This window comes from Flexivirga sp. (assembly GCF_051955415.1).
GTDB lineage: Bacteria > Actinomycetota > Actinomycetes > Actinomycetales > Dermatophilaceae > Flexivirga.
Map to the genome: position 1 here is coordinate 60,387 of NZ_JBQCGS010000081.1, position 10,756 is coordinate 71,142.

The window sequence follows — 10,756 nt, forward strand, 5'->3', positions numbered from 1 at the left end:
GACGTGCCGCGGCATGAGTGAACCCCCCGCACACCTGGAAGAGCTCTCCTACCCTTGCTGCATTCCTGCCCTGGGGGAGTTCGGAGAGGTACCACCGCACGAGGGGTCCGGCGCCAACTGTAGAACACGCGGCGCCGTCATACGCAATCGAGGCCGCCACCGGATGCCGATTCGGCGTCCGGGCGGCGAGCAGGTATTCTCCTCGGCGGAGGATTCGCATAGTGGCCTAGTGCGCACGCTTGGAAAGCGTGTTGAGTGAAAGCTCTCAGGGGTTCGAATCCCCTATCCTCCGCCGCTGAGTCGTCTTGTTCGACTCCTCGCAGCACTGTGAAGGGCGTTCCCGCACGAGTTCGGGGACGCCCTTCCTCAGTGTCGGGCCCCATCCGCATTGTGACCGAACCGCCACCTCGGGGTGCACGGGATTCACATCAACACGACTCATACTGTGTGCCACAAGGATCGTCGGGGCGCACAGGTGGGAACATGGGGATGACCGGGAGCCGCGTGGCGGGGGCCACGGTCGTGATGGCGTTGGCGTTGCCGGCGCTCGCGGCGTGCGACAGTTCGGCACCGGGTCACGCGATCAGCGAGTCGTGCGTCGCCACCCCGTCGACCCCGTCGATGAAGATCGCGCTCACCACGATCCACGCGAACGTCTGGAACGCCGCCGGCAAGACCGGACAGGCGGCCAGCGTGGCCTCGCAGCTGTCCTGGCGCGGGGTGCACATCATCGACACCGGCAACGACCCGGTCGGCGGCGAGCCGCCCAAGCACGCCGAGATCCGGTATGGCGCCAACGGCAAGCAGATCGCGCTGACGCTGGCCCAGCAGATCAAGGACGCGACGCTGCAGCAGGACGACCGGACCAACCCGAGCGTCGACGTGGTGATCGGCAGCAACTTCTCGCTGGTGCCGGTGCCGCCGCCGGCTCCGTCCAAGATCACGGTCAACGTCTACAACGCCTACGTCATACCCGGCGCGGCGGGCCAGCTCGCGTCGACGCTGCGCAAGCGTGGTTTCACGGTCGCCAAGGTCGCCAACGACACCAGCGACTTCTACCCCGACCATGCGGCGATCGTGCGCTACGGCGTTCGTGGCGAGCCGGCAGCTCGCCCGCTCGCGCTGCAGTTCCACGACGTGCGCATGGTGCAGGACCATCGCAAGGGCACCACGATCGACATCGTGATCGGCAGCAAGTGGTCCGACGGCGCCGTGGTGCCGGCGGCGCAGGCGACCGTGCCGCCGAAGCCGTCGCCGACGACGCCCACGTGCACGATGCCGACGAAGACCTCCTGAGTCTTGCCGGGCTTCAGCGCCGGCGACGCGCCGTGCCAAACAGGCTGCGGGTGATCTCGCGGCCGAGCACCGTGCCCGCCGAACGCAGCGCCGATTTGAACGCCGAGGACTTCACCACCTGCTCCACGATGCTCGGCTCGTCCTGCTGGGTGGGCGCCGGCTTCTTCTCCGAAGCCGGGGCGTCCGCGGGGGCAGTGTCCTCGGTCGGCGCGGCGGCGAGCTTCTTGTTGAGCATCTCGTATGCCGACTCCCGGTCGACCGCCTGCGAGTACTTCGGCGCGAGCGGCGACGCGGCGATGATTCCGTCCATCGTCTCGGCCGGGGTGGGCGCCATCAGCGACAACGGAGCCCGCATCCGGGTCCACGCGACCGGCGTCGGGGCGCCCTTCTCGGACAGCACGGTCACGACCGCCTCGCCGGTGCCCAGTGCGGTCAGCAGCTTGGACAGGTCGTAGTCGCTGGTCGGGAACGTCTGCACGGTGGCCTTGAGTGCCTTGGCGTCGTCCGGGGTGAAGGCCCGCAGCGCGTGCTGCACCCGGTTGCCCAGCTGCGAGAGCACGTCGTTCGGGACGTCCTTGGGCGTCTGGGTGACGAAGAAGATGCCGACGCCCTTGGACCGGATCAGTTTCACGGTCTGCTCGATCGCCTGCAGGAACGCATCGGAAGCGTCGCTGAAGAGCAGGTGCGCCTCGTCGAAGAAGAAGACCAGCTTCGGCTTGTCCGCGTCACCGACCTCGGGCAGGTCGTGGAAGAGGTCCGCCAGCAACCACATCAGGAAGGTCGAGAACAGGGCCGGCTTGTCCTGCACGCCGGGGACCTCCAGGCAGGTCACCACTCCGCGGCCGTCTTCGGCGACCCGCATCAGGTCCGCCGTGTCGAACTCCGGCTCGCCGAAGAACACGTCGGCGCCCTGGTCGGAGAACGCGATCAGGTTGCGCAGCATGACGCCTGCGGTCGACGCGGACAGTCCGCCGAGCCCCTTGAGATCGGCCTTCCCCTCGTCCGAGGTAAGGAACTGGATGACCGCCGTCAGGTCCTTCAGGTCCAGCAGGCTCAGCCCGCGTTTGTCGGCGTAATGGAAGACCAGACCGAGCGAGGACTCCTGAGTGTCGTTGAGCCCCAACACCTTCGACAACAGCGTCGGGCCGAAGGAGGTGATGGTGGCGCGCACCGGGACACCCTTGCCCTTGCCACCCAGGGACAGGAACTCGGTCGGGAAACCGGTGGCCTTCCACTCCTGACCGACGTCCTTGGCGCGAGCGTCGATCTTCTCGCCGCCCTCGCCGGGGGATGCAATGCCCGAGACGTCGCCCTTGATGTCGGCCAGGAAGACCGGCACGCCCGCCGTCGACAGCTGCTCGGCCATCAACTGCAACGTCTTGGTCTTGCCGGTGCCGGTGGCGCCGGCCACCAGACCGTGGCGGTTCATCATCGACAGCGGTAGCCGGATCGGCGTGTCCGGATGCGCAGCGTCGTCGATCACGGCGGCGCCGAGCTCGATCACCGCCCCGTCGAAGGAGTAGCCGCTCTTGAGCTGTGCGAGCTGGGCGTCAGCCGTGGATTCAGTCACATTGACCGAGAATAGCCACGCCACGCCGGTGACCGAGGGGTTCTGCGACACCTCGCCATTAAGCTGTCCCTTGTGATCTTCAAGGCTGTGGGCGAGGGGCGGCCCTACCCGGATCACGGCTTGGTGAGCTCCAAGGACTGGCGCACCGTGTCACCGCGCGTGGTGCGTCTGGACGAGCTCGTCACGATCAAACGCACGCTCGACCTGGACACGCTGCTGTCGGAGGACTCGACCTTCTACGGCGACATCTTCGCGCACGTCGTGTCGTGGCAGGGGGATCTTTATCTTGAGGACGGACTGCACCGCGCGCTGCGAGCAGCGCTGCAACAACGACCTGTGCTGCACGCGCGGGTCCTAGTGCTGTGAGCTATGTACGCGAGGACGGCGGCCTCGCCCAGGCACGCCGCCGGCGCCGCCGCAGGTCGATGATCGTCATCGCGGTCGCGGTTGCCCTGGTGCTGGGTGCGTTCCTGTATGCCGTCAGCTACATGAACCGGCACAGCCAGGCGGCGCCGACACCGTCGTCCTCGTGCGACGTGACGCCGACGCCTCCCCCGCAGTCGGTCTTCGTGCTCAACGTCTACAACGCCTCACCGGACAGCGGCCAGGCCAAGGACACGAGCATCGCCATGACATCCCAGGGCTTCCGCATCGGCACGGTGAGCAACGACCCATACAAGGAGCACCTCACCGGTGCCGGGCAGATCCGCTTCGGGCCCAAGGGCAAGAAGAACGCCACCGAATACGTCAAGAAGTATGCGCCGGACGCCACGTTGGTCGAGGACGGCCGCACCGACGATTCGGTCGACCTGGTCCTGGGTGCCAGCGCAGCCAAGGTGCCTTCCGCGCCGCCCCCCACGGTCACGCCCCCGCCCGGCTGCCCGGCTGCTCCGTAGCGGTGGCTGGCGAACGGGGCGCGTCGCCGGTGCGTAGCGACCGTTGCCGGTCATGCACGACCGCTGCGTCTCGAGGTCCCCGCGACCCTCGAAGCGGTGGCCGAGGAGCGAGGAACGAGCGTCTCGAGGTCCCAGCCGTCCGCGCTGGTCGAGCGGCGTATCGGATCCGACCACCTCGTTTTGGCGTCGCGCGGCCCGTCAGGTAGCCTCTTCGGCGGTGGCGTGTCCGAGCGGCCGAAGGTGCAACACTCGAAATGTTGTGTGGGGGCGACTCCACCGTGGGTTCAAATCCCACCGCCACCGCCCGATGAAGGAGGACCCCGACGCACAGCGCGTCGGGGTCCTCCTTCGTTTCATCAGAGACCACCGAGCCGCTCCGCCGAGTCTGCAGCCGCCGCAACGGATCACGGCGCACGCATCTCGTCCTCCACCACCCATTTGTGGTTCTTCATCGTCATACCGTGCGCCGTGTAGTCCACGACGTAGACGGTCTGGCGGGTCGAGCTGTCGATGGTGGCGTGTGCGCCCTTCATGCCCTTCATGTGGTCGGCCAGCAGCGTGACCTCGGCGCCCTTGGGGAACGGCTTGTCGCCGGCACCCTGGATTTCCTCCTGGACGACCCACTTGTGGTCGACCACCGGGTCGCCACCGGTGGCCGGGGTGTACGTGACCGCGTAGGCGGTGGTCGCGTAGGCGCCCACGACGGTGGCCTTCGCACCCTGCATGCCTTCCATGTGGTCCGCCGTCAGCACCACGGTGCTGCCCGGGGCGAACTTCGGGTGTTTCGCCTTCGTCATACCCGCCGGCACGGCACTGCCGGACATGTCGTGGTGCATCGCGGACGACGGCATCGCGGACGACATCGCGGACGACATGGAGGACCCGTGGTGCGCCGGCGCCGCGCCCCCGGAGGAGCACCCGGTCAGGACGAGGGCGGCGGACGCGATCAGGGCGGCCGGTGTCAGACGTCGGACGTGTTTCGGATTCACTGCCATACCCGCCACCATATACCCCCACCGGGTATGTGAAGCGGTCGGCTGCCGACGGGGTCTCAGACCGTGTTGCCCGAGCCAGGCTTGACCGGACCGACCGTGAGGTACGGACCACCGGATGCGCAGGTCACGCCGGGCAGCGGCACGAACGCCGCCTGGTAGGAGTCCGGCGGATAGACCCGCAGGCCGCGCACGTGCACCTGCTGGCAGTCGCTCTTCTCCGGCGCGCTGGACAGGAAGAGCCCTGCCGACACGGTCTCGTTCGGGATCAACACCATCGGCTGGTGCCCGACGATGCGCTTGGCCGCCTTGCCGACCTGATGCCCGTCGTCACCCGCGACGTACGACACACCGGGTGCACCGGTCAGCTTGCAGGCGGTCTTGCCGGTGTTGGTGAAGCGCAGCGGCCGGTGCGCGCCCTGCATGTCGGAATTGCCCCGGCCGACGGTGATCCGCAGCTGGTCGACGCCGCACACGGGCACCGGACGGTCGCCGGCGGACGGGTGGATCGAGGGTGTGGCCGGGGGCTTGCCCGGCTGCGTCCCGCTCGTCGACGGCGCCGGCTCTGCGGTGGAGGACGCCGAGCCCGAAGTGCTACTGCCCGTTGCCGTACCCGCCGCACCGGTGTCGGTCTGTGCCGGACTCGAAGCCGTCGAGCCAGTGTCGGCAGCCCCGGACGGCGATCCCGCCGCCGAACTCGAACCGCCGGACCCGCACGCCGCGAGGAGCAGCGTCATACCGACGCCCGTTGCGGTGAGAACAGCACGTGTTGACATGCGATTCATCGTGGTCCTCCCTGCTCACGATCGATCTCTCGCCGATCGACCTCTCTTCGTAGGACGCCCGAGGCCTGCCCTCGGTTGGCCCGGATCCTCAACGCTGGTCGAGCAATCCGCGCACGTAAGCGAGCTGGCCGAGGTGCTGGGTGATGTCTCCCACCACCGAGACGAGCCGCACGGCGGCGGTCACCGGCGGATCCCAGCGTTCGTCGACGATCCGGTCGTAGTCCGCGCGAGTCTGCAGTGATTGCAACACTTCCAGGGTGAACGCGTGCACGTCCGCGTGATATCCGGTGAGCAACGCCGGGTCAGCGACGGAGAACGCGCCGACCTGCTCGCTGGTCTGTCCGTAGCCGATCGCAGCGTCGTCATACGGCAACCCGAATCGTGCGGACCAGCCACGCGTCCAGACCTGCTCGACATCACCCACCCCGGCCAGATGATCGTCCTGGACACGCGTCAGGTGCCAGGCGAGCCAACCGATCGGATTGGCGTCGGATGCCGGGCGCCACAGCAGTTGTTCGGCGGTCAATCCGTCCAGCTGTGAGGGCAGCTCGTCGTGCACACGGGTGAACAGGTCGGTCAGGATCTCGGTCGTCAGGTCAGCCATCACTCCACTCAACCACTCCCCTGGACACGCGCGGAACGGGCCACCTTGTCCGTGACCCCGAGCTGGCGGACACTGGTCGGGTGAGGGCGACCGAAAGTGTGGCGCGCGGCCGCGAGCGCCTGGCGGTGCTGTGCGGGCTGCTCAGCGTCCTCGCGCTCGCTGCCGACACCGGACCGGCTCCGGCGCTGGCCGGCGTCGTACTCGCCGGCGCGCTGCTGCTGTCCGTGCTCGGCCGCTTCGTCGTGCCGGTCGCCACGTGCACCGGCTGGTGTGGACCGCACGGTGCGCGCGCACCCGACGCCATACTGCCGAGCACCCATCCGGCAGCAGCCGGACATCCCAAGCCCAGAGCACCCGGGGCCGCATCGGTGGCCCCGGCCTGACCGATGCCCCCGGGGCCACCTCCGATCGCTGATTCCCTTGATCCGGAGGACTTCCCATGCACCTGCTCGCCCTGCTCGACCCCTGTGTCCACCTGCTGTATGCCGCCGTCCAGCCGGCTGCCGCACACGTTCCCGCGCCACTGCTCGTGGTTGGCCTGACCCTGCCGACGCGCCTGGCGCTGCACCCGTTGATGCGTCGTCCCGGGGTGTTGACCGCCCTCGCGCAGGCGCCGGTCTTCGCCACCGTCTATCGACTCTTCACCAGCCCGGTCATCGCCGGACAGCAGAACCTGCTGCTCGATCAGTCGATGCTCGGGGCGCCGATGTCCGCGCACCTGGCGAGCGCAGGCGCACCCGGCGTGCTGGTGCTCATCGGGCTGCTGGCGCTGCTGGCGGCGATTACCTGGCTGACGGTGCTCGACGCGCGCACCCACCAGCCGGCGCTGCACCTTCCCGACGATCAGCCGGCCGAGGTCGTCGCCGCGGCGGAACGGGTGCGGCGCGTGGCGCCATACCTGCCGTGGGGTTCGGTGCTCTTCGCGGCGTTCATGCCACTCGCGGCGATGCTCTACCTGGTGACCAGCTCCACCTGGGGACTGCTGGAGCGACGGCAGCTGCGCACGACGGCAGCCGCCTGACGGTCAGCGTCGCGTGGCGACGACCGTCACCTCGTGACGGTTGTGCTGCAGCTGCCGCATGAAGCTCGGATCGTATGCCGCGGCAAGCACGTTCAGCGCATCGTCGATCTGCTTCTCCGGGTTGTTGGTGCCCAGTTTCAGCGTGATGACGGCCTGTCCGCCCGGGCGCAGCAACGCTGCGGCGTCGACCATCGTGTGAGCGGTCAGCTGCGGCACCATGCGCATGTCGTTGACGATGAGATCGATGGGTGCGCCGTCATACGTCGTGCCGAAGTCGTTGATGAAATCGCCCGCGGTCTGCCGATGATGTATGACGCCGGGCAGCACCGACACCCGATCGTCCAGCGCGGCCGGGTCGACGGCGTGCACCTGCCGAAACCCTTGCGCGTGCACGATTCTCGTCCAGCCGCCGGGGCTCGCACCGAAGTCGACCGCGACGTCCCCGACGGGGGCGCCGACATACGAGAAAAGCTCCTCGAGCTTGAACTCGGCGCGCGACACCTGCTCCGGCATGGTGGCCAGCCGGATGCGACCGCCTGGCCAGTCGCACAGCGACACCTCGCTCGGGTTGACGCCCGCGACGATCCGGTCGGTGCCGATGCACACACTGGCGACGGTGTCGGCTCCGCTGGTCACCACCCGGATCCCGTTGTCCAGCAACGCTTCCAGCAAGGGCCGACGCACCTTGCCCGGCGCGAACTTCGCGTCGCCGCTGTCCCAGGTGTGCAGGCTGACGGTGTCGCCGACCTCCAGCGAGGCCAGCAGGACGCTCTCTGCCCACTCGGCGAGGTCGGCGGGCGTGTCGAAGGTGCCCGCCCCACGGACGGCGTCGGCGCGCGCCAGATGCCGCACCAGCGGGATCTGGCCACCCCAACATGCGTCGGCCGCGCCGTGCAGGGTGCCGGAACCGAGATGCACCACGCCGGCATCGGGGCCGACACGCTGTGCCTTCGTCACGTCGAGGGCGGCGCGGAGTTCGGCGACGGCGAAGCGGTAGTAGTCGGGCGCGACGGAGAAGAGAACTGGTGGTTCCACGAGGTCATCGTCTCAGGTGCTGGTCCTCTTGATCTCGATACATCTCCTCCGCTTCGCTCCCCGACACCTTCGATACGCGCGCTCGTGCCTCACGCGCTGCTCAGGACCACGCTCGATCAGCGAGGTGCAGGAATCTCATCCTCCAGTCGGAGAGGGTTCAGCCATTGGTCGAATGCGCCACGGCAGCCGGCCCGCCATGATGGATCATGTGCCGCCGGTGTGCGGCCCACACCGTCACCACCACTCCGTCACCGCACCATGTGCAACGACCTCAGGGGAGATCAATGTTCGCCAGCCTCGGCCGGTATGTCGTCAAACACCCGTGGCAGATCATCGCGGGCTGGATCGTGGCCGCCATCGCGATCGTGGCCTTCGCCCCGGCGCTGCCCAACAGCAGCGACGAGAGCGACTTCCTGCCCCGCCACTACGAATCCATCAAGGCCGCCGACGTCCAGCAGGAGGCGTTCCCGGCGGCGTTCACCCCGTCGATGATCGGCGTCTTCCAACGCGACGACGGCAAGCCGCTCACCGCCGCCGACCAGGCGAAGGTCACGTCGTTCGCGGCCGACCTCACCGCGAAGCACATCAAGAACGTCCAGCAGGTGATCCCGGCGCCGGCGTCGCCGAAGAAGCTGGTGCAGACGCTGTTGTTCAAGACGCCGGAGCAGACGGGCAGCAACTACAAGGAACTCAACGACACCGCCAAGGCGGTCCGTGACCAGCTGCACGCCATGGTCAAGGGGACCGACCTCACGGTGGGCACGACCGGAGCGATCGCGCAGAGCCTGGACCAGCAGGAGGCGTCCGGCAACTCCGACGCCATCATCGGCATCGCCACGATCCTGCTGATCATCGTGCTGCTGCTGGTCATCTTCCGCAGCCCGATCATCGCCTTCCTGCCGATCATCTTGATCGGCATCGTCAGCCAAGTCGCCAACGGCCTGATCGGCTTCGCCGCCAAGGGTTTCGGACTCAAGGCGGACAGCTCCATCAACCAGCTGCTGATCGTCGTGCTCTTCGGTGTCGGCACCGACTACATCCTCTTCCTGATGTTCCGTTACCGCGAGCGACTGCGCGCCGGGGAGGACCCGAAGCAGGCGATGGTGACGGCGGTGACCCGCGTGGGCGAGGCCATCGCCTCGGCCGCCGGCGTCGTCATCATCGCGTTCCTGGCGATGGCGCTGTCCTCGCTCGGCATGCTGCGCGCCATGGGTCCGTCACTCGCGATCGCGGTGGCCGTCACCCTGATCGCCGGCCTCACCCTCGTGCCGGCGGTCGTGTCCCTGCTGGGCACCAAGGTGTTCTGGCCGAGCAAGGCGTGGCGCCACGAGCCGAGCAGCGCTCGGTATGCCGCCATCGGCCGGTCGCTCGGCAAGCGCCCCGCCGTGTTCGCGGCCGTCTCCGGCGTCATCATGCTGGTCCTCGCGGTCAGCGCCATCGGCTTCAAGCCGACCTTCGACCTGGCCGGCTCGTCCATGCCCAAGGACGCCGAATCCGTTGTCGCACTGCACGATCTGGAGCGCGACATGCCGGCCGGTGCCACCGAGCCGACGGACGTCTACGTCCAGTCGGGCTCGCAGCTCGACAAGTCCGCGCTGGCGGCATACCGGACGAAGCTGGCGAAGGTGCCGGGCGTCGGCCAGGTGGCCGAGCCGAAGCTGTCCACGGACGGTAAGACCGCCGACTTCTCGGTGATCCTGGCCGACAGCCCCGAGTCGGACAAGGCCCTCGACACCGCCGGCGGACCGTTGCGGGACGTCGCCCACCACGAGGCGCCCGAGGGTGCGACGGCGTATGTCGGCGGCATCACCTCCGTCTATGTCGACATCAAGTCCGCCATGAACCGTGACTATGCGCTGGTCTTCCCGGTCGCAGCGATCCTGATCATGATCGTGCTCGGCCTGCTGCTGCGCAGCCTGGTCGCGCCGTGGTATCTCATGGTCTCCGTCGGCCTGGGCTTCCTGGCCACCCTGGGCGCGACCACGCTGATCTTCCAAGGGATCCAGGGTGAGAGCGGCCTGATGTTCATGCTGCCGCTGATCATGTACATGTTCGTGGTGGCACTCGGCACCGACTACAACATCCTGATGGTGTCGCGATTGCGCGAGGAGGCGCAGCAGGGTTTGTCGCCCCGGGACGCCGCGGCCGTCGCCATCCGTCACGCCGGTCCGACCATCGGCGCGGCGGGCCTGATCCTCGCCGGCTCGTTCGGGTCACTGATGCTGGCCGGCAACTCGCTGCTGTCGTCGATGGGCTTCGCCCTGTCGTGCGGCATCGTGATGGCGGCGTTCCTGATGGCCACGATCTTCACACCGGCGCTCACCGCGCTCATCGGGCACCTCGCCTGGTGGCCCGGTCACGCCGACGAGAAGGCACCACCGGCAGAGTCGTCCGAGGGCGAGCTGGCGGCGGCCGCCGCCGAGTAGCGGCCCACGACCCACGGCCACACTCCCCTACCGAGCGGACACGAAGCATCCCGAGAGGACACGAAAAACCCCCCGCGTCGTGCGGGGTTTCGTGTCCGCGGGGGGCGGCTGTGTCCGCTCGGGGATGGGGG

11 protein-coding genes, 2 tRNA genes and 1 other RNA gene are annotated in these 10,756 nt (G+C 68.2%); 8 read left to right on the top strand and 6 right to left on the bottom strand.

Translation table 11 applies throughout. The annotated features are described in order from the left end of the window. Window positions 1-13: 13 nt before the first annotated feature. An RNA gene (ffs, locus tag ACTHL4_RS14115) (signal recognition particle sRNA small type) lies at window positions 14-112 on the bottom strand. A 95-nt stretch (window positions 113-207) separates the two neighbouring features. Between ffs and ACTHL4_RS14120 the strand changes: the two genes are divergently transcribed. Together ACTHL4_RS14120 and ACTHL4_RS14125 are read left to right on the top strand one after the other, a co-directional pair. Beyond that, window positions 208-292 (top strand) — tRNA-Ser (locus ACTHL4_RS14120). Window positions 293-483: 191 nt separating this feature from the next. Continuing rightward, a complete protein-coding gene (locus tag ACTHL4_RS14125; RefSeq protein ID WP_440283401.1) occupies window positions 484-1,296 on the top strand; it encodes a LytR C-terminal domain-containing protein in 813 nt (270 codons plus the stop codon). A 13-nt stretch (window positions 1,297-1,309) separates the two neighbouring features. Here ACTHL4_RS14125 and ACTHL4_RS14130 read toward each other — a convergent pair whose 3' ends face one another. Then, entirely contained in the window at window positions 1,310-2,866 is a 1,557-nt protein-coding gene (locus tag ACTHL4_RS14130) for a helicase HerA-like domain-containing protein (protein WP_440283402.1), read from the bottom strand. Window positions 2,867-2,938: 72 nt separating this feature from the next. Here ACTHL4_RS14130 and ACTHL4_RS14135 point away from each other — a divergent pair, with 72 nt between their 5' ends. The 3 genes from ACTHL4_RS14135 (at window position 2,939) to ACTHL4_RS14145 (ending at window position 4,065) form a co-directional block, all read left to right on the top strand. Then, entirely contained in the window at window positions 2,939-3,232 is a 294-nt protein-coding gene (locus ACTHL4_RS14135) for a type II toxin-antitoxin system VapB family antitoxin (RefSeq protein WP_382398577.1), read from the top strand. Next, on the top strand, window positions 3,229-3,762 hold the full coding sequence (locus tag ACTHL4_RS14140) for a LytR C-terminal domain-containing protein (protein WP_440283403.1): 534 nt from the start codon (window positions 3,229-3,231) through the stop codon (window positions 3,760-3,762). Before ACTHL4_RS14135 ends, ACTHL4_RS14140 begins: the two co-directional genes overlap by 4 nt. 216 nt (window positions 3,763-3,978) lie before the next feature. After that, window positions 3,979-4,065, top strand: a tRNA-Ser gene (locus ACTHL4_RS14145). A 101-nt stretch (window positions 4,066-4,166) separates the two neighbouring features. Here ACTHL4_RS14145 and ACTHL4_RS14150 read toward each other — a convergent pair. From ACTHL4_RS14150 to ACTHL4_RS14160, 3 genes are all read right to left on the bottom strand, one after another. After that, complete coding sequence (locus tag ACTHL4_RS14150) at window positions 4,167-4,757, bottom strand: YdhK family protein (RefSeq protein WP_440283404.1); 591 nt, start codon at window positions 4,755-4,757, stop codon at window positions 4,167-4,169. Between the two features lie 56 nt (window positions 4,758-4,813). Next, window positions 4,814-5,530: a DUF4232 domain-containing protein gene (locus ACTHL4_RS14155; protein ID WP_440283405.1), complete on the bottom strand. Its 717-nt coding sequence runs from the start codon at window positions 5,528-5,530 to the stop codon at window positions 4,814-4,816. Window positions 5,531-5,627: 97 nt separating this feature from the next. After that, a complete protein-coding gene (locus tag ACTHL4_RS14160) occupies window positions 5,628-6,143 on the bottom strand; it encodes a mycothiol transferase (RefSeq protein ID WP_440283406.1) in 516 nt (171 codons plus the stop codon). 80 nt (window positions 6,144-6,223) lie between these two features. Between ACTHL4_RS14160 and ACTHL4_RS14165 the strand changes: the two genes are divergently transcribed. Both ACTHL4_RS14165 and ACTHL4_RS14170 read left to right on the top strand, forming a co-directional pair. Beyond that, complete coding sequence (locus tag ACTHL4_RS14165; RefSeq protein ID WP_440283407.1) at window positions 6,224-6,526, top strand: DUF6412 domain-containing protein; 303 nt, start codon at window positions 6,224-6,226, stop codon at window positions 6,524-6,526. 56 nt (window positions 6,527-6,582) lie between these two features. Further along, complete coding sequence (locus ACTHL4_RS14170; RefSeq protein WP_440283408.1) at window positions 6,583-7,164, top strand: hypothetical protein; 582 nt, start codon at window positions 6,583-6,585, stop codon at window positions 7,162-7,164. A 3-nt stretch (window positions 7,165-7,167) separates the two neighbouring features. Here the strand turns inward: ACTHL4_RS14170 and ACTHL4_RS14175 are convergent, their stop codons facing one another. Further along, entirely contained in the window at window positions 7,168-8,199 is a 1,032-nt protein-coding gene (locus ACTHL4_RS14175) for an SAM-dependent methyltransferase (RefSeq protein ID WP_440283409.1), read from the bottom strand. 284 nt (window positions 8,200-8,483) lie between these two features. Between ACTHL4_RS14175 and ACTHL4_RS14180 the strand changes: the two genes are divergently transcribed. Then, window positions 8,484-10,625, top strand: a complete 2,142-nt coding sequence (locus tag ACTHL4_RS14180; protein ID WP_440283410.1) for an MMPL family transporter — start codon at window positions 8,484-8,486, stop codon at window positions 10,623-10,625. Window positions 10,626-10,756 lie beyond the last annotated feature (131 nt).